Source organism: Mesorhizobium sp. 2RAF21, assembly GCF_052115345.1.
Taxonomy (GTDB): Bacteria; Pseudomonadota; Alphaproteobacteria; order Rhizobiales; family Rhizobiaceae; genus Mesorhizobium; species Mesorhizobium terrae.
Genome location: NZ_JBFRGM010000001.1, coordinates 158,268 through 175,070, shown reverse-complemented (window position 1 = coordinate 175,070; position 16,803 = coordinate 158,268). Strand labels below are relative to the sequence as shown.

The window sequence follows — 16,803 nt, the reverse complement described above, 5'->3', positions numbered from 1 at the left end:
CAAGGCGATGATCTTCAATGCGGCGCACGCTTTCGAGGGGATCCGAGCAAATGGCATTTTCGTTTCCATGGCCGACCAGCCACGGTGAATGGCTCGCCTGGTCGAGCGCGGCCGTCACGCTCGTCCTGGGTCTGGCGCTGTTCTTCGCGCCCGGCCTCTGCTTCAAGCTCCTGCGGCTCCAGCCCAAGCCGGAGAAACCCGAGGCGATCGCCGAGGGGCGCGCCCGCATGGCCGGTTTCTACCTGGGCGTCGGGCTGTGCGCGATCCTGCTTGCCCAGCCGCTGCTCTACATGGCGCTCGCCTTCGCCTTCGGCTTTTTGCCCTGAATCGCGCCGAATCCGGCCGCGCCCATTGAACTCGACCGCTGGATGCGACAAAAGTGCCTTGAAAGCGTGTCCGTGGACGCATTGCGGTCCTGAAAAGCCTGTGCTAGACGGCAACCGACTTTCGGCCGGGGAACAGCGGAAGCCACGTCCCTTGGCTTGGAAAAATTTAGTAAGGTCAAAGATTTAGCCAGAGTTTTCGCTCGCGCCAACAATCTGCGGCCTGTCAGACAAGAGAAAAGACGGTCCGTGGCCCAAACGTCCTCGCCAATCTCCGCTGTCGCTGAACGCTACGCGTCATCGCTTTTCGAGCTCGCGCTCGAAGCGAAATCCGTTGCCAAGGTCGAGGCCGACCTTAACAGCTTCGACGCGATGCTTGCCGGCAGTGCCGACCTGACGCGCCTCATCGGCAGCCCGGTCTTCTCGACCGAGGAGCAGGTCCGTGCCATTTCCGCCATCGTCGACAAGGCCAAGATCGGCGGTCTCGCCGGTGACTTCCTGCGTGTCGTGGCCGGCAACCGCCGCCTGTTCGCAGTGCCTGGCATGATCAAGGCGTTCCGCCGTATCGCCGCCGAACACCGCGGCGAAGTGGCGGCCGAGGTTACGTCGGCGCATGCGCTGACTTCCGCCCAGGAAACCGAACTCAAGGCCGCGCTGAAAAGCGTCGCGGGCAAGGATGTGACGATCGCCGTTACGGTCGATCCCTCGCTGCTCGGCGGCATGGTCGTGAAGATGGGCTCGCGCCAGATCGATACGTCGCTCAAAACCAAACTCAATTCGCTCAAGCTTGCACTGAAAGAGGTCGGCTGATGGACATCCGCGCCGCGGAAATTTCCGCAATTCTGAAAGACCAGATCAAGAATTTCGGCAAGGAAGCCGAAGTTTCCGAAGTCGGTCAGGTTCTGTCGGTGGGTGACGGTATCGCCCGCGTCTACGGTCTCGACAACGTCCAGGCGGGCGAAATGGTCGAGTTCCCCGGCGGCATCCGCGGCATGGCGCTCAACCTCGAAGCCGACAATGTCGGCGTCGTCATCTTCGGTGCCGACCGCGACATCAAGGAAGGCGACACCGTCAAGCGCACCGGCGCCATCGTGGACGTTCCGGTCGGTCCGGGCCTGCTCGGCCGCGTCGTCGACGCCCTCGGCAACCCGATCGACGGCAAGGGCCCGATCAAGGCCGACAAGCGTATGCGCGTCGACGTCAAGGCCCCCGGCATCATTCCGCGCAAGTCGGTGCACGAGCCGATGTCGACCGGCCTCAAGGCCATCGACGCGCTCATCCCGGTCGGTCGCGGCCAGCGCGAGCTGGTCATCGGTGACCGTCAGACCGGCAAGACAGCCATCATTCTCGACACCATGCTGAACCAGAAGTCGGTGCACGAGACCGGCCCTGAATCGGAGAAGCTGTTCTGCGTCTACGTCGCTGTCGGCCAGAAGCGCTCGACCGTCGCGCAGTTCGTCAAGGTTCTGGAAGAGCGCGGCGCGCTCGACTACTCGATCATCGTCGCCGCCACCGCTTCGGACCCGGCTCCGATGCAGTTCCTGGCGCCGTTCACCGCCTGCACCATGGGCGAATATTTCCGCGACAACGGCCAGCACGCGCTGATCGGTTATGACGATCTGTCCAAGCAGGCCGTCGCCTACCGCCAGATGTCGCTGCTGCTGCGCCGTCCTCCGGGCCGCGAAGCCTATCCGGGCGACGTCTTCTACCTGCACTCGCGCCTGCTCGAGCGCGCCGCCAAGCTCAACGACGACATGGGCAACGGTTCGCTGACCGCGCTGCCGGTCATCGAGACGCAGGCCAACGACGTCTCGGCCTACATCCCGACCAACGTGATCTCGATCACCGACGGCCAGATCTTCCTCGAGACCAATCTGTTCTTCCAGGGCATCCGTCCGGCCGTGAACGTCGGTCTGTCGGTGTCGCGCGTCGGTTCGTCGGCGCAGATCAAGGCGATGAAGCAGGTTGCCGGCTCGATCAAGGGCGAGCTCGCCCAGTATCGTGAAATGGCGGCCTTCGCTCAGTTCGGCTCGGATCTCGACGCCGCCACGCAGCGCCTGTTGAACCGCGGTTCGCGTCTGACGGAACTCCTCAAGCAGCCGCAGTTCTCGCCGCTCAAGACCGAAGAGCAGGTCGCGGTGATCTTCGCCGGCGTGAACGGCTATCTCGACAAGCTGGCGCTGAACCAGGTCAGCAAGTTCGAGCAGGGCCTGCTCACCCATATGCGCACGGCCGGCAAGGCCATTCTCGATGCGATCCGCAAGGAGAAGGCGCTGTCGGACGATCTGCGCGGCAAGCTCAAGGCCGAAATCGACAACTTCGCCAAGACCTTCGCGTAAAGCGGCGGAAGACGGGACCGGGTTCGGAGCATGGCTTCACTAAAAGACCTTCGTAACCGCATCGCCTCCGTCAAGGCGACGCAGAAAATCACCAAGGCGATGCAGATGGTCGCCGCGGCGAAGCTGCGTCGTGCCCAGGAGGCCGCGGAAGCGGCGCGTCCCTATTCCGAGCGGATGGGCGCGGTGCTGGCCAACATCACCCAGGCGGTCGGCGGTGGCGGCGACGCTCCTGCGCTGATGACCGGCACCGGCAAGGACGACGTGCATCTGCTCGTCGTCTGCACGGCCGAGCGCGGCCTGTGCGGCGGCTTCAACTCGCAGATCGCCCGACTGGCGCGCGACCACATCCGCCGGCTGCTCGCCAATGGCAAGCAGGTGAAGATCATCTGCGTCGGCAAGAAGGGCTACGATATCCTGCGTCGCGACTTCGCCGGGCAAATCCTCGACCGCGTCGACCTGCGCGAAGTGCGCACGCTGGGCTTCGTCAACGCCGACGGGATCGCCAAGAAGGTGATCGGCCTGTTCAATGACGGCCAGTTCGACGTCTGCACGCTGTTCTATTCGCAGTTCAAGTCGGTGATCAGCCAGGTTCCGACCGCGCAGCAGATCATTCCCGCCGCTTCCGCTCAGTCTTCGGGCGAGGCCGCGAACGGCGCCGCCGTCTATGAATACGAGCCGGAGCCGGGCGAAATCCTCTCCGACCTCATCCCGCGCAACATCGCGGTGCAGATCTTCCGGGCGCTGCTTGAAAACGCGGCCGGCGAGATGGGCGCCAAGATGAGCGCAATGGACAGTGCGACGCGCAACGCAGGCGACATGATCAACAGGCTGTCGATCACGTATAACCGCCAGCGCCAGGCGCAGATCACCAAGGAACTGATCGAAATCATTTCGGGCGCCGAAGCGCTCTAAGCGTGAACCGCGAAGGCACGCCGCCTTCGCACGGATCACGCGGTAACCAAACGGACGAAAAAGGGTAAAGACGATGGCGAAAGCAGCGACCCCGAAGAAGGAAGCACCGGCCAAGGCCGCGGCCGCTCCCAAGGCGCCGGCGGCGGCAAAGGCCGCTCCGGCTAAGAAGGCAGCGGCTCCCGCCAAGGCGGCAGCTCCGGCCAAGGCCGTGGCAAGCGTCAAGGCGCCGGCTCCGGTCAAGAAGCCGGTCGGTGCCGCCGGCAAGGTCCGTCAGGTCATCGGCGCCGTCGTCGACGTGCAGTTCGAAGATCACCTGCCGGCGATTCTGAACGCGCTGGAGACCGAGAACGTCGGCAACCGCCTGGTTCTCGAAGTCGCCCAGCACCTCGGCGAAAACACCGTGCGCTGCATCGCCATGGACACCTCGGAAGGTCTGGTTCGCGGACAGGCCGTCTACGACACCGGCGCGCCGATTTCGGTTCCGGTCGGTCCGGGCATGCTCGGCCGCATCATCAACGTCATCGGCGAGCCGGTTGACGAAGCCGGTCCGGTCGACGGCGTTGAAATCCGCGCCATCCACCAGCCGGCCCCGGCCTATGTCGATCAGTCGACCGAGGCACAGATCCTCGTCACCGGCATCAAGGTTCTCGACCTGCTGGCACCTTACGCCCGCGGCGGCAAGATCGGCCTGTTCGGCGGCGCTGGCGTCGGCAAGACCGTTCTGATCCAGGAACTGATCAACAACGTCGCCAAGGCGCATGGCGGTTATTCGGTGTTCGCCGGCGTCGGCGAGCGCACCCGCGAAGGCAACGATCTCTATCACGAGTTCATCGAGTCGGGCGTCAACAAGAAGGGCGGCGGCCAGGGCTCGAAGGCAGCGCTGGTTTACGGCCAGATGAACGAGCCGCCGGGAGCCCGCGCCCGCGTCGCTCTGACCGGTCTGACGGTCGCTGAATATTTCCGCGACCAGGGCCAGGACGTGCTGTTCTTCGTCGACAACATCTTCCGCTTCACCCAGGCGGGTTCGGAAGTGTCGGCTCTGCTCGGCCGTATTCCTTCGGCCGTGGGTTATCAGCCGACGCTCGCCACCGACATGGGCGCGCTGCAGGAACGCATCACCACCACGACCAAGGGTTCGATCACCTCGGTGCAGGCCATCTACGTGCCCGCCGACGACTTGACCGACCCGGCGCCGGCAACCTCGTTCGCCCACCTTGACGCGACGACCGTGTTGAACCGCGCCATCTCGGAAAAGGGTATCTACCCGGCCGTCGATCCGCTCGACTCGACCTCGCGCATGCTCGACCCGCTGATCGTCGGCGACGAGCACTACCAGGTCGCCCGCCAGGTGCAGTCGATCCTCCAGCGCTACAAGTCGCTGCAGGACATCATCGCCATCCTGGGCATGGACGAGCTTTCGGAAGAGGACAAGCAGACGGTGGCGCGCGCCCGCAAGATCGAGCGCTTCTTGTCGCAGCCGTTCTTCGTCGCCGAAGTGTTCACCGGTGCGCCGGGCAAGCTGGTCGACCTCGCCGACACCATCAAGGGCTTCAAGGGCCTTTGCAACGGCGACTACGACCACCTGCCGGAAGCCGCCTTCTACATGGTCGGCAACATCGACGAGGCGGTCGAGAAGGCCCAGCGTCTGGCCGCCGAAGCGGCTTGATCGGAGCGAAAAGCGAATAGGGAGTAGCGAATAAGGAAGATGTGATGGCCAGTGGCGAAATCTATTCGCTAATCACTATTCGCTGTTCGCTAGAACGACATGGCTGAAGCTTTCAAATTCGAACTGGTCTCGCCCGAGCGCCTGCTGGTCTCGGAACAGGTCGAGTCCGTCGTCATTCCGGGTGCGGAAGGCGAGATGACCGTGATGGCGCAGCACGCGCCGGTCATGACCACCATCAAGCCGGGTGTCGTGACGGTGAAGACCGCCGGCGGCCAGGAACAGCGCTACGTGGTATTCGGCGGTTTCGCCGACATCCTGCCCTCGGGCTGCACGCTGCTGGCCGAATCGGCGGTGGCCGTGAAGGACATCGACCGCGCCGACATCGCTCGCCGCATCCAGGAAGCGCGCGAGGACATGAACGACGCCAAGGACGATGCATCGCGCACCAAGGCAGAGCAGTTCCTGCACCAGCTGACCACGCTGGAAGGCGCCATCCTGCCGGCCTGAGCGGCCTGCATCAAAGAACGAAAAGCCGGGTCTCAGCCCGGCTTTTTTGTTTTTTGGCCCGTGTTTCGCAGTTTCGGGCGGGTTGGAGTGTCTCCCGCCAGGGTGGGAAATACCCGGCCGCTACAGATTCCAGAACCGTCTCGCATTCGCCGACAGAAGCCGGCTGCGTTCGTCCTCGCTACAGCCTTCGAGCAAAGCGTGCGTTGCTGCTACCCATGTCGAAAGGCCGCCGCCAAGGGTGCAGACCGGCCAGTCGCTGCCCCAGACCACGCGATCCCAGCCGAAACTGGCGATGACGTGTTCGACATAGGGGCGCAAGGTGGCGACCGTCCAGCTCGACGGATCGGCATAGGCGACGATGCCGGAGATCTTGGCGATCACATTCGGCCGGCGGGCGATCTCGGCGACATGCGCGCGCCAGGGATGATCGGCCTTGCCCCTGATGTCCGGCACGCCGCAATGGTCGAGCACGAAGCGGACATCCGGGGCGAGGTCGGCGAGCGCGATCGCTTTCGGGATCTGATGCGGCTGTACGCAGAGGTCGAAAGTAAGACCGCTGCCGCCGATCTTGCGGATATTCTCGCGAAACAGCGCGCCTTCCGAGACATCGTCCGGCACGACATGCAGGACACGGCGAAAGCCCTTCACGAAGGGATCGGCGCGCACACGCTCCAGATAGGCAGGAAAGCTCGCCAGTTCCGGCCGACAGGAAACGATGGCGCCGCTGACCAGGCTTTCCCTGTCCGACGCCAGTGCCTTCACATAGGCCGTCTCGGCTTCGATGTCGGCGGGATCGACATCGACCTCCATATGCATGGCCGTCTCGATGCCGGCGCGGCGCGCTTCGACCGCATAGTCCGCATGCGAAAAATCCCGGTTGAGTGCTGGTGCACCGGTCAGCCAGGGATAGCGCAGCGCCCGCCTGTCGATCAGATGCAGATGGGTGTCGACGATCATGGCTGCTTCCCTCGAAACGGCGGAAGGCATGCCTCCCATTTTGTCCATGAGAGCATCAATCGGACGGGAAGGAAATGCTTCTTGCCGGGAAGCTTTTTTGCAATGCCGGCGTCAAGACGAGGTGGCCAAGACAATGGCCTTTCCGTAAGGTACGGCCGGTCGGCCCTCAAGGACCGGCCCTATCGGCTGCACTATCCGTGCGTGCGATCATCATGGCGAGGGATGCGGACGGAACGGCCAGGAGGCGGCCGCGGCGTCCATCTTGCGGATCGCGGATGGTGGCGCCGGGACGGTGAGTGAGGCGGCCGAAGCGCCAAAGGCGCCGGCGTGGAGGAGGAAGACGGTTCATGGGTACTCTCGACGGCAAGGTCGCGGTGGTGACGGCGGCCGCGCAAGGCATCGGGCGGGCAAGTGCGCTCGCCTTGGTTGAAGCTGGCGCACGCGTGGTTGCGACGGATATCAACGAGGCCCTGCTTGCCGAACTGGCCAAGACCAAGGGCATTACCGCCCGCCGGCTCGATGTGCTCGACGACGGCGCGGTGGCCAGCGCTTTCGCCGAAATCGGCCGTGTCGACGTTTTGTTCAACTGCGCCGGCTTCGTCCATTCCGGCTCGGTGCTGGAGATGAAGGATGGCGATCTCGACTTCGCCTTCAATCTCAATGTGAAGGCCATGGTGCGCACCATCCAGGCGGTGCTGCCGGGCATGTTGGAACGCGGCGACGGTTCGATCATCAACATGTCGTCGGTGGCGTCCAGCATCAAGGGCGTGCCCAACCGCTTCGCCTATGGCGTGACCAAGGCGGCGGTGATCGGGCTGACCAAATCGATCGCCGCTGACTTCGTCTCCAGGGGCATTCGCTGCAACGCCATCTGTCCGGGCACCGTGGAAAGCCCTTCGCTGGAGAGCCGCATGCGCGCGCAGGGCGACTATGAGGCCGCGCGGGCCGCCTTCATCGCCCGCCAGCCGATGGGCCGGCTCGGCACGCCGGAGGAGATCGCCGCGCTCGCCGTGCATCTGGCCGGCGCCACCTACACGACCGGCCAAGCCTACGCCATCGACGGCGGCTGGTCGATCTGACGACTGGAACGAACTGGAGGATTTGCATGAAACTCGTTCGCTATGGCGCCGTCGGCGCCGAGAAGCCCGGCCTTGTCGATGGAGACGGCACGCTCCGCGACCTGTCGGGCCATGTCGCCGACATCGCCGGCAAGGTGCTGGACCCGGCATCGCTCACGGCGCTGGCCAGGCTCGACCCGAAGGCATTGCCGGCGGTGTCCGGCAAACCGCGCCTCGGCCCCTGCGTCGCCGGCACCGGCAAGTTCATCTGCATCGGCCTCAACTATGCCGACCATGCGGCCGAGTCCGGCCTGCAGGTGCCGCCCGAGCCGGTGGTCTTCATGAAGGCGAGCTCGGCCATCGTCGGCCCGGATGACGATGTTCTGATCCCGCGCGGTTCGCTAAAGACCGATTGGGAGGTGGAACTGGCCGTCGTCATCGGCAAGACCGCCAAATATGTCACGGAGGCCGAGGCGCTCGACCATGTCGCCGGCTACTGCGTGGCGCACGACGTTTCGGAGCGCGCTTTCCAGACCGAGCGGTCCGGCCAATGGACCAAGGGCAAGAGCTGCGACACGTTCGGCCCGACCGGGCCCTGGCTGGTGACCAAGGACGAGGTCAAGGACCCGCAGGACCTCAAAATGTGGCTGAAGGTCAATGGCGAAACCATGCAGAACGGCTCGACCCGGACGATGGTCTATGGCGTCGCCTTCCTGGTCTCCTATCTGTCGCAGTTCATGAGCCTGCATCCCGGCGACATCATCTCCACCGGCACGCCGCCCGGCGTCGGCATGGGCATGAAGCCGCCGCGCTACCTCAAGGCCGGCGACGTGGTCGAACTCGGCATCGAAGGCCTTGGCAGCCAGCGCCAGACCTTCAGGGCAGACGCCTGACATCGACGCCTGAAATGCCATGGGCTGGGCAGGCGGCGCAGTACCGCCCGCCGGCTCACGGCATTACTGAAGCGATCCGATAGGCGTCTCGGGGCGGATGCGTCGGTCGTTAGCCCTTACCTCGTCGTGCCGCCTGGCCGGCTTTCCCGGACGCAATCGCGCCCTTCGCTCTTTGCCTGGTAAAGTGCGCGGTCGGCACGGATCATCAATCCTGAGAGGTTCTCGCCCTCGCTTGCAACTGCGATCCCGAAGCTCGCTGTTGGGCTAAATTCGCCCGAGAGCATATTCAGCGTTCCTTCCTTGAAGATGGACCGAACAGTCTCGGCGAAGTTGTGGGCATTGGCCGCCTGTCCCGATGGAAGCAAGACCACGAATTCCTCCCCGCCATGACGGGCGATGATGGCGTCATCCGGGGCTTTCTCCTTGAGGATTCTGGAGAAGGTCTGGATGATCCTGTCGCCACCGCTATGCCCGAAGCGATCGTTGATCGCCTTGAAATTATCGAGATCGCTCAGGATCAGGGCTGCCCGTGCGTCGGCCGGTTGCCGCGCAAGCGCATCGTGTGCGCGCGCATCAAAACCCCTGCGATTGAGCAATCCTGACAAGGCATCAGTCTGTGCCTCGGTCTTCATACCGTCCATTATGTCGACGGCGATGATCGCGAAAATCCCCACTCCCAAGGTCGCACAGATGAGAGCATCCGAGATCGACACGATCAGCCAGTATGTGGCTTCGATTTCATCGGCGGCGATACCGGGAATGTGGAAGGTGAAGGGACGAAGCAGGAAACCCAGGCAAGCAAGGGCGACGAGCCCGAAAAACAATTGTTCAACCGGCGTGCGGCGGGGACGTCTCCCGACATCGCCCAGCATCAGCAGGCAGACCGCCGCCAGCCCCCAATTGAGAATGAAAGCTCGCGCCGGCAAGTTCGGTTCCACGAACATGTAGAAATAGAGTGCCGCCAGCGACATCGCGCCGATGGCGAACAGGATGCCATATCGAGGCCGCTGTTTATCTCGGCGGGACAGCGCGACGTACAGCAACATCATAGCCAAAAGGACAAACGAGTTGGCGACGAGCCGGAGCACCAGCGCTTCCTGGGTAAACGCGAAATAGAGGACGCCGAAGCAGAGGCCCCTGATCGCATATGAAAGAGCGAAGATTACGATATAGGTGAGGTGGCGTTGATGTCGCCAAAGCACGACTAAAGATGCGCAATATATTGCCGACATCGCAGGATTCAGCAGCGCGACGACGCCTTCATAACTCATAGCTGTACTTAACCATTGCCTTCGCCTTCTGGCGGCCCCGGCAGGTTTTGAGCAAGTGGAATTTCAATATTCCTCTGTCTAAACCATGCTCTTCATGCAAACTGCTGTCGTTCTAGGCGAGAAGCATTGAAAGTGGATTTAGCGACATGCTGAACGCCCGGTTACATTCCGTTTGGAGATTTCGTGACTTGAATCGGCTTCAACCGCCCGGAGTTCGTTTGAGAACGCCTGTTGGTGAGCGACCCGTCTGAGGAGGAGGCTCCCGTGAGCGACGTGGATAATGGCGTCGGAGCAGTCCATGCGCTCCTCACAGCCACGCACGAGGCGCCGCCGTCGGGTCGCCCACCCGAAGGCGCGCTCGACAACCCTGCTGTGTGGCCGGACTTCAAAGCCCTGGGCGGTGTCAGGCCATTTGATGGCGCCGTGGTGATCGGCGGCAATATCGTGCTGTGGGGAGCGGATCGGTCCAAAAGAACCAGATGGCGGAGAAGGAGGGATTCGAACCCCCGATACCCTTGCGAGTATGCCGCATTTCGAGTGCGGTGCTTTCAACCACTCAGCCACTTCTCCGCAGCGTGGTCGGCCTGTCGGCGCGGCGCACTAGATAACGGCTGCTTGGCCGGGACACAAGGCCCTTCTCAGGCTTTTATGCCGGCTTTTCCGGCCTTTGCTTGACTCACGCCGAACCTTCGGTTAGGGACGACGCGCATTCGGCGTGGGGGATTCTCCGCGCCGCTTGTTTTTTAAACCCGCAGACTGACAAAAAGACGGCCGAACCGCCTGATCCCGAGAGGATCGTTTGGTTCATAAAGGCCGACCGAACAGCGAAAGGCAAAAAATGTTCGCAGTCATCAAAACGGGCGGCAAGCAGTATCGCGTTGCCGCCAACGATGTGCTCAAGATCGAGAAGCTCGAGGCCAATGTCGGCGACGTCGTCGAAATCGGCCAGGTTCTGGCGCATGGCGAAGGCGAGAATGTCGTGATCGGCGCTCCGTTCGTCGACGGCGCGGTGGTTACCGCCGAAGTCGTCGAGCAGGGCAAGAACCGCACCGTCATCGCTTTCAAGAAGCGCCGCCGGCAGAATTCGCGCCGCAAGATCGGCCACCGCCAGCTTCAGACCACCGTGCGCATCTCCGAGATTCTGGTCGGTGGCGCCAAGCCTTCGAAGAAGGCGGCCGCCAAGGCCGAGGTGAAGGCTGAAGTCGCAGCGGAAGCCGCTCCCAAGAAGGAGAAGGCTGCGCCGAAGAAGGCCAAGGCCGAGGCCGCCGCCGAGTAAGACTGCCGGGCGGCTGGTGTCGCCCAAGCAGGCTTGAAACGGAACGCGAACGCGTTCATAAGGATTTTGAGGCGCCTTCGCGGCGCAAAGGAGCAATGAAATGGCACACAAGAAAGCTGGCGGTTCGTCGCGCAACGGTCGCGATTCGGAATCCAAGCGCCTTGGCGTGAAGAAGTTCGGCGGCGAAGCCGTGCTCGCCGGCAACATTATTATTCGTCAACGTGGCACCAAGTGGCATGCCGGCGTCAATGTAGGCATGGGCAAGGACCATACCCTCTTTGCGCTGGAACAGGGCTCCGTCGCCTTCGCCAAAAAAGCCAATGGCCGAACCTACGTGTCGGTGAACCCGACCCTTAAAGCAGCGGAGTAGCCGGTTCCGCACCACGACACCGGCGCCCCATCTCGGGAACCGGTGTCTGGCCAAGCCAGGAAATGGATCAGGGGAGATGGGTGACCATCTCCCCTTTTTCTTATGCCTGGAGGACTTTTCTATGGTTGCCGAAGCGGACTACACGGACGACGGAGGCTTCACGATCGACTGCCCGGTGCTGCGCACCGAGCACCTGGCGATGCGGGCGCCGTGCGAGGCGGACATCGAGCAGCTGGTCACGCTTGCCGACAATCGCCACGTCGCCGAAATGCTGGCCCGCATGCCGCATCCCTATGGCATCGACGAGGCCCGCGCCTTCCTCGCCATGGCGCGCGCACCGCGCGGCGGCATCGTTTTCGCGCTGACTTTGGCCGAGACCGGGGCCTTCATCGGCTGCGCCGGATTGAACGGCACCGACCGCGGCCTGGAGCTGGGTTACTGGATCGGCGAGCCCTACTGGAAGCGCGGCTATGCGACGGAAGCCGCGCATGCGCTGGTCGATCTCGCCTTCACCCGCACCACCATCCAGGTTCTGCATGCGTCGACCAGGGTCATCAATCCGGCGTCGCGCAGGGTCATCCACAAGTGCGGTTTCCAGTATGCCGGGCAGGGCATGCTGAATTCCATCGTTGCCGGCCAGGTGCCCGTCGAGCGCTACCGGCTCGACCGCAAGACCTGGACGAGCCTGAGGACCTGGGTGCGGCTGTAACCTCGGTCGGCATAGGTCAGTTCACTTCGAGCCAGACCGGCAGATGGTCGGAGCCTTCGGCTTCGCGGTCGACCCAAAGCCGCTTCAGGGAACCGGCCAGCGACGCACTGGTGAAGATGTAGTCGATGCGCTTGTGCCGGCTTTCGTCCTTTGGTCTGTCCGGATCGACCCAGGTGACGAGGTCGGCGCCGCTGGAGCCGAGCCGGGCGGCGGCGTCGACGGCGAGGTCGACGCTCAAGGGCAGGCCGAATTCGTGATCGGGCAGGCCGGCAAGTTCGACATATTCGGGCGAACCGGGAAGCATGTTGAAGTCGCCCATAACCACGTAGGCCTCGGGACAGGGCGGCTCCGGCAGGCCGATTTCGCCGAGACCGCTGAGGGCGCCGCCTTCGAGCGCATGGTTCAACAAACGTTCGCGCAGGAAGCGAACCTGCCGGGCGCGTTCGAGCGGATTGCGATGATCGAGATGGGTGGAATAAAAACGCACGAAGCCGAGTGGCGTTTCGATCAGCGCTTCCAGCGCGCCGCGCTGGAAGTTCATCGCGCCGATGGAGCGGCCGCGCGGCAGAAGCAGGTTGCGCGACAGATGGATCGGCGTCTTGGACAACACCATGTTGCCAAGCTGGAACGTGACGGTGCGGGCACGCCCGCCGATGACGGCGGAGCCGGCATTGGCCTCGAAGTTGGAACCGTAGACGGCGAAATAGTCGGGCAGCGCTTCCATGATCGCGGCCACCATGTCGTGTCCGCCATTCTTGGGATTGTTGCGCGTGACCTCCTGCAGCGCGATGACATCGGCGCCACGAACCGCATCGACGATGCGGGCGAGGTCATAGCGGCCGTCGAGGCCGATGCCGTATTGAATGTTGTAGGTCACTACCCGCATGACAAACTCTCCCGCGCCGGGCCGCAAAAACGACCCGCTCCGCTCTCGCTCTAGGCTTCGCCATAGTTTAGAGCAGACAGGTTCATGAAGTTCCATAGCAGCAGAAATCGCGTCGTCCGATGAAATTCCTCGATCAAGCCAAGGTCTACATTCGCTCCGGTGACGGTGGCGCTGGTTCCGTGTCTTTCCGGCGCGAGAAGTTCATCGAGTTCGGCGGGCCGGATGGCGGCGACGGCGGCCGCGGCGGCGATGTCTGGCTGGAAGTGGTCGATGGGCTGAACACGCTGATCGACTATCGCTACCAGCAGCATTTCAAGGCCAAGACCGGCACGCACGGCATGGGCCGCAACATGACCGGGGCCAAGGGCGCCGACATAGTGCTGAAAGTGCCGGTGGGCACCCAGGTCTATGCCGAGGACAACGAGACGCTGATCTGCGACCTGACCCAGATCGGCCAGCGCTTCCGGCTGGCAGCTGGCGGCAATGGCGGTTTCGGCAACCAGCATTTCAAGACATCGACCAACCAGGCGCCGCGTCGCGCCAATCCCGGCCTGCCGGGCGAGGAAATGTGGATCTGGTTGCGGCTCAAATTGATCGCCGATGCCGGGCTGGTGGGGTTGCCCAATGCCGGCAAGTCGACTTTCCTGGCTGCGGTGACCGCGGCCAAGCCGAAGATCGCCGACTATCCTTTCACCACGCTGCATCCGGGCCTCGGCGTTGCCCGCGTCGATGCGCGTGAATTCGTCATCGCCGACATTCCGGGCCTCATCGAAGGCGCCCATGAAGGCGTCGGCATCGGCGACCGCTTCCTCGGCCATGTCGAGCGCACGCGTGTGCTGCTGCATCTCGTCTCCGCGCAGGAGGAAAACCCCGGCAAGGCCTACAAGACCGTGCGGGGCGAGTTGGTGGCCTATGGCCACGGGCTCGCGGAAAAGACCGAGATCGTCGCGCTGTCGCAGATCGATATTCTCGACGCCGACGAACGCAAGAAGAAGACGGCCTCGCTGAAACGTGCCGCCGGCCGCGCGCCGCTCTTGTTGTCGGCGGTGACCGGCGAAGGCGTGGAAGCAGTGCTGCGCGCACTGATGGCCGTGGTGGCCGAGGCACGCGACGCCGTGCCGGCAAAGGTCGATACGCGCTGGGAACGCTAGTCATGTCCGCGCAGTCCCTGAAGAAATATCGCCGCATCACGGTGAAGATCGGCTCGGCGTTGCTGGTCGACCGCACGACCGGTTTGAAACGCGAGTGGCTGGCCTCATTGGCGCAGGATGTCGGCACGCTGGCCGCCGGCGGAGCGGAGGTTCTCGTCGTGTCCTCGGGTGCGATCGCGCTCGGCCGCACCATTCTGGGACTGGGCAAGCGGGCGCTCAAGCTGGAGGAAAGCCAGGCCGCCGCCGCCGTCGGGCAGATCGCGCTTGCCGGCGCATGGTCGGACGCGCTTGGCGGCCACGGCCTGAAGTCCGGCCAGATCCTGCTGACGCTCGGCGATACGGAAGAGCGCCGTCGTTATCTCAATGCGCGGGCGACCATCTCGACGCTGCTGAAGATGAAGGCGGTGCCGGTCATCAACGAGAACGATACGGTGGCGACGTCCGAAATCCGCTACGGCGACAATGACCGGCTGGCGGCGCGGGTGGCGACGATGATGGGCGCCGATCTCCTCGTGCTGCTCTCCGACATTGACGGGCTCTATACGGCGCCTCCGGCGCGCGATCCCAATGCCGCCTTCATTCCAGTGGTCGAGCGCATCACGCCCGACATCGAGGCGATGGCCGGTGCCGCCGCCTCCGAATTGTCGCGCGGCGGAATGCGCACCAAGCTGGACGCCGGCAAGATCGCCAATGCCGCCGGCACGGCGATGATCATCACGGCGGGTACCAGGCTGTCGCCGCTGATGGCGATCGAACGTGGCGAACGGGCGACTTTCTTCAAGCCGAGCCCGACGCCGGTGAAAGGCTACAAGACCTGGATCGCCGGCCAGCTCGAGCCGGCCGGCCGGCTCACCGTCGATGCCGGCGCCGTCGGGGCGCTGATATCCGGCAAATCGTTGCTGCCGGCGGGTGTGAAGCTGGTCAGCGGCAATTTCGCGCGCGGCGACACCGTCGCTATCCTCTCGCCCGAGGGGCGCGAGATTGCCCGCGGGCTGGTTGCCTATGATGCGGCCGATGCCGTAAGAATCGCCGGCCTCAAGACAGCCGAGATCGAGGCGGTGCTGGGCTACGAGGCGCGTTCGGCGATGATCCATCGCGACGATCTCGTGGTGAGCCATGCCGGTGCCGACAGCGGAGAATGAGCCATGCTGAAGCTGCATGAAGGGTCGGTAGCCAATACGGTCACGCTGATGGCCGAACTCGGCCGCAAGGCGCGCGCGGCGGCCCGACCACTCGCCATCGCTTCCAGCGACCGCAAGAATGCCGCGCTGCTTGCGATGGCCGATGCGATTATGCGCAACGAGGCGGCGATCGTCGCCGCCAACGCAATTGATATGAAGAACGGCGAAGAAGCAGGCCTTTCGCCTTCGCTGATGGACAGGCTGAAACTCACTTCGGCGCGCATCAAGGCGATCAGCGACGGCATCCGCGAGATCGCGGCACTCAAAGACCCGGTTGGCGACGTGATCGCGGAATGGGACAGGCCGAACGGCCTGCACATCGAACGCGTGCGTACGCCGCTCGGCGTCATCGGCGTGATCTACGAAAGCCGCCCGAATGTCACCGCCGATGCCGGCGCCTTGTGCCTGAAGGCCGGCAATCCGGTCATCCTGCGCGGCGGCTCGGATTCCATCAATTCCTCTTCCGCCATTCATGCCTGCCTGGTGGAAGGGCTGAAGGCCGCCAATCTGCCCGAGGATGCGATCCAGCTGGTGCCGACCACGGATCGCGCCGCCGTCGGCGAGATGCTGAAGGGGCTTTCCGGCAATCTCGACGTCATCATCCCGCGCGGCGGCCGCAGCCTGGTCGAGCGTGTGCAGACGGAAGCGCGCGTCCCGGTGTTCGCGCATCTGGAAGGCATCTGCCATCTCTACATCGACAAGTCGGCAAAGCTCGACATGGCGGTGGCCATCGCCGTCAACGCCAAGATGCGCCGCACCGGCATCTGCGGCGCCGCCGAGACGCTGCTGGTCGACAGGGCGGTCGCTGGTACGCATCTCATTCCCATTTTGGAGGCCCTGCGCGTAGCCGGCTGCGAAATCCATGCCGAAGCCGATGTGCTGAAGGCCTTTGGCGATGCCAAACCCGCCACGGATGCCGACTGGGTGACGGAATATCTCGACGCCATCATCGCGGTGAAGCTGGTCGACGGTGTCGATGGCGCCATCGAGCATATCGAAACCTTCTCCTCGCATCACACCGAGGCGATCGTCGCCGAGGACGTGGCCGTCGTCGAACGGTTCTTCAACGAGATCGACTCGGCGATCCTCCTGCACAACGCCTCGACCCAGTTCGCCGATGGCGGCGAATTCGGCATGGGCGCCGAGATCGGCATCGCGACCGGCAAGATGCATGCGCGCGGGCCGGTTGGCGTCGAACAGCTGACATCGTTCAAGTACCGGGTGCGCGGCAACGGGCAGGTGCGGCCGTGAAGGAGATTGTTGCTCTCCCTTGTTTGGGGAGAGTGGCGGGTGCCGCGAGCTTG

15 protein-coding genes, 1 tRNA gene and 2 pseudogenes are annotated in these 16,803 nt (G+C 63.7%); 14 read left to right on the top strand and 4 right to left on the bottom strand.

Going from position 1 to position 16,803, the window contains the following annotated elements:
* Positions 1 to 50 precede the first annotated feature (50 nt).
* The 6 genes and pseudogenes from AB4136_RS00890 to AB4136_RS00865 all read left to right on the top strand — a co-directional run.
* A pseudogene (locus tag AB4136_RS00890) lies at positions 51 to 317 on the top strand (DUF4345 domain-containing protein); the annotation flags it as partial.
* A 255-nt stretch (positions 318 to 572) separates the two neighbouring features.
* On the top strand, positions 573 to 1,133 hold the full coding sequence (locus tag AB4136_RS00885) for a F0F1 ATP synthase subunit delta (RefSeq protein WP_024923018.1): 561 nt from the start codon (positions 573 to 575) through the stop codon (positions 1,131 to 1,133).
* A complete protein-coding gene (gene atpA, locus AB4136_RS00880) occupies positions 1,133 to 2,662 on the top strand; it encodes a F0F1 ATP synthase subunit alpha (RefSeq protein ID WP_024923017.1) in 1,530 nt (509 codons plus the stop codon). The genes AB4136_RS00885 and atpA overlap by 1 nt, the downstream gene beginning before the upstream one ends.
* Positions 2,663 to 2,692: 30 nt before the next feature.
* Complete coding sequence (locus AB4136_RS00875) at positions 2,693 to 3,574, top strand: F0F1 ATP synthase subunit gamma (protein WP_024923016.1); 882 nt, start codon at positions 2,693 to 2,695, stop codon at positions 3,572 to 3,574.
* Between the two features lie 73 nt (positions 3,575 to 3,647).
* Positions 3,648 to 5,240: a F0F1 ATP synthase subunit beta gene (gene atpD / locus AB4136_RS00870; protein ID WP_024923015.1), complete on the top strand. Its 1,593-nt coding sequence runs from the start codon at positions 3,648 to 3,650 to the stop codon at positions 5,238 to 5,240.
* 99 nt (positions 5,241 to 5,339) lie between these two features.
* Complete coding sequence (locus AB4136_RS00865; RefSeq protein ID WP_024923014.1) at positions 5,340 to 5,747, top strand: F0F1 ATP synthase subunit epsilon; 408 nt, start codon at positions 5,340 to 5,342, stop codon at positions 5,745 to 5,747.
* 120 nt (positions 5,748 to 5,867) lie between these two features.
* Here AB4136_RS00865 and AB4136_RS00860 read toward each other — a convergent pair whose 3' ends face one another.
* Complete coding sequence (locus tag AB4136_RS00860) at positions 5,868 to 6,704, bottom strand: amidohydrolase family protein (protein WP_024923013.1); 837 nt, start codon at positions 6,702 to 6,704, stop codon at positions 5,868 to 5,870.
* A gap of 347 nt (positions 6,705 to 7,051) precedes the next feature.
* On the opposite strand from AB4136_RS00860, the gene AB4136_RS00855 reads away from it, so the two are divergent.
* Both AB4136_RS00855 and AB4136_RS00850 read left to right on the top strand, forming a co-directional pair.
* Positions 7,052 to 7,783, top strand: a complete 732-nt coding sequence (locus AB4136_RS00855; protein WP_024923012.1) for an SDR family oxidoreductase — start codon at positions 7,052 to 7,054, stop codon at positions 7,781 to 7,783.
* Between the two features lie 26 nt (positions 7,784 to 7,809).
* Positions 7,810 to 8,655, top strand: a complete 846-nt coding sequence (locus tag AB4136_RS00850) for a fumarylacetoacetate hydrolase family protein (RefSeq protein ID WP_024923011.1) — start codon at positions 7,810 to 7,812, stop codon at positions 8,653 to 8,655.
* A 116-nt stretch (positions 8,656 to 8,771) separates the two neighbouring features.
* Here AB4136_RS00850 and AB4136_RS00845 read toward each other — a convergent pair whose 3' ends face one another.
* Together AB4136_RS00845 and AB4136_RS00840 are read right to left on the bottom strand one after the other, a co-directional pair.
* Positions 8,772 to 9,926, bottom strand: coding sequence for a GGDEF domain-containing protein (locus AB4136_RS00845; RefSeq protein WP_024923010.1), 1,155 nt, complete (start codon positions 9,924 to 9,926; stop codon positions 8,772 to 8,774).
* 480 nt (positions 9,927 to 10,406) lie between these two features.
* Positions 10,407 to 10,496, bottom strand: a tRNA-Ser gene (locus AB4136_RS00840).
* 268 nt (positions 10,497 to 10,764) lie between these two features.
* Here AB4136_RS00840 and rplU point away from each other — a divergent pair.
* From rplU to AB4136_RS00825, 3 genes and pseudogenes are all read left to right on the top strand, one after another.
* Positions 10,765 to 11,199: pseudogene (rplU, locus tag AB4136_RS00835) on the top strand (50S ribosomal protein L21); the annotation flags it as partial.
* Positions 11,200 to 11,302: 103 nt separating this feature from the next.
* Positions 11,303 to 11,572: a 50S ribosomal protein L27 gene (rpmA, locus tag AB4136_RS00830; protein WP_024923008.1), complete on the top strand. Its 270-nt coding sequence runs from the start codon at positions 11,303 to 11,305 to the stop codon at positions 11,570 to 11,572.
* Between the two features lie 121 nt (positions 11,573 to 11,693).
* Entirely contained in the window at positions 11,694 to 12,281 is a 588-nt protein-coding gene (locus AB4136_RS00825) for a GNAT family N-acetyltransferase (protein ID WP_024923007.1), read from the top strand.
* Between the two features lie 16 nt (positions 12,282 to 12,297).
* On the opposite strand, the gene AB4136_RS00820 is transcribed toward AB4136_RS00825, so the two are convergent.
* A complete protein-coding gene (locus tag AB4136_RS00820; RefSeq protein ID WP_024923006.1) occupies positions 12,298 to 13,167 on the bottom strand; it encodes an endonuclease/exonuclease/phosphatase family protein in 870 nt (289 codons plus the stop codon).
* A gap of 119 nt (positions 13,168 to 13,286) precedes the next feature.
* Between AB4136_RS00820 and obgE the strand changes: the two genes are divergently transcribed.
* From obgE to AB4136_RS00805, 3 genes are read left to right on the top strand one after another with little or no spacing between them, the layout of a single operon-like run.
* Complete coding sequence (obgE, locus tag AB4136_RS00815; RefSeq protein ID WP_024923005.1) at positions 13,287 to 14,318, top strand: GTPase ObgE; 1,032 nt, start codon at positions 13,287 to 13,289, stop codon at positions 14,316 to 14,318.
* A gap of 2 nt (positions 14,319 to 14,320) precedes the next feature.
* Positions 14,321 to 15,460, top strand: a complete 1,140-nt coding sequence (proB, locus tag AB4136_RS00810) for a glutamate 5-kinase (protein ID WP_024923004.1) — start codon at positions 14,321 to 14,323, stop codon at positions 15,458 to 15,460.
* Between the two features lie 3 nt (positions 15,461 to 15,463).
* Positions 15,464 to 16,750 carry a glutamate-5-semialdehyde dehydrogenase gene (locus AB4136_RS00805; protein ID WP_024923003.1) on the top strand — a complete coding sequence of 429 codons (1,287 nt, stop codon included), beginning with the start codon at positions 15,464 to 15,466 and terminating at the stop codon, positions 16,748 to 16,750.
* Positions 16,751 to 16,803: the final 53 nt, after the last annotated feature.

Excerpts from the sequence above, each read along its gene's own strand:
- atpA (WP_024923017.1), top strand. The coding sequence starts at position 1,133 with ATGGACATCCGCGCCGCGGAAATTTCCGCAATTCTGAAAGACCAGATC.
- AB4136_RS00875 (WP_024923016.1), top strand. The coding sequence starts at position 2,693 with ATGGCTTCACTAAAAGACCTTCGTAACCGCATCGCCTCCGTCAAGGCG.
- atpD (WP_024923015.1), top strand. The coding sequence starts at position 3,648 with ATGGCGAAAGCAGCGACCCCGAAGAAGGAAGCACCGGCCAAGGCCGCG.
- AB4136_RS00865 (WP_024923014.1), top strand. The coding sequence starts at position 5,340 with ATGGCTGAAGCTTTCAAATTCGAACTGGTCTCGCCCGAGCGCCTGCTG.
- AB4136_RS00860 (WP_024923013.1), bottom strand. The coding sequence starts at position 6,704 with ATGATCGTCGACACCCATCTGCATCTGATCGACAGGCGGGCGCTGCGC.
- AB4136_RS00855 (WP_024923012.1), top strand. The coding sequence starts at position 7,052 with ATGGGTACTCTCGACGGCAAGGTCGCGGTGGTGACGGCGGCCGCGCAA.
- AB4136_RS00850 (WP_024923011.1), top strand. The coding sequence starts at position 7,810 with ATGAAACTCGTTCGCTATGGCGCCGTCGGCGCCGAGAAGCCCGGCCTT.
- AB4136_RS00845 (WP_024923010.1), bottom strand. The coding sequence starts at position 9,926 with ATGAGTTATGAAGGCGTCGTCGCGCTGCTGAATCCTGCGATGTCGGCA.
- rpmA (WP_024923008.1), top strand. The coding sequence starts at position 11,303 with ATGGCACACAAGAAAGCTGGCGGTTCGTCGCGCAACGGTCGCGATTCG.
- AB4136_RS00825 (WP_024923007.1), top strand. The coding sequence starts at position 11,694 with ATGGTTGCCGAAGCGGACTACACGGACGACGGAGGCTTCACGATCGAC.
- AB4136_RS00820 (WP_024923006.1), bottom strand. The coding sequence starts at position 13,167 with ATGCGGGTAGTGACCTACAACATTCAATACGGCATCGGCCTCGACGGC.
- obgE (WP_024923005.1), top strand. The coding sequence starts at position 13,287 with ATGAAATTCCTCGATCAAGCCAAGGTCTACATTCGCTCCGGTGACGGT.
- proB (WP_024923004.1), top strand. The coding sequence starts at position 14,321 with ATGTCCGCGCAGTCCCTGAAGAAATATCGCCGCATCACGGTGAAGATC.
- AB4136_RS00805 (WP_024923003.1), top strand. The coding sequence starts at position 15,464 with ATGCTGAAGCTGCATGAAGGGTCGGTAGCCAATACGGTCACGCTGATG.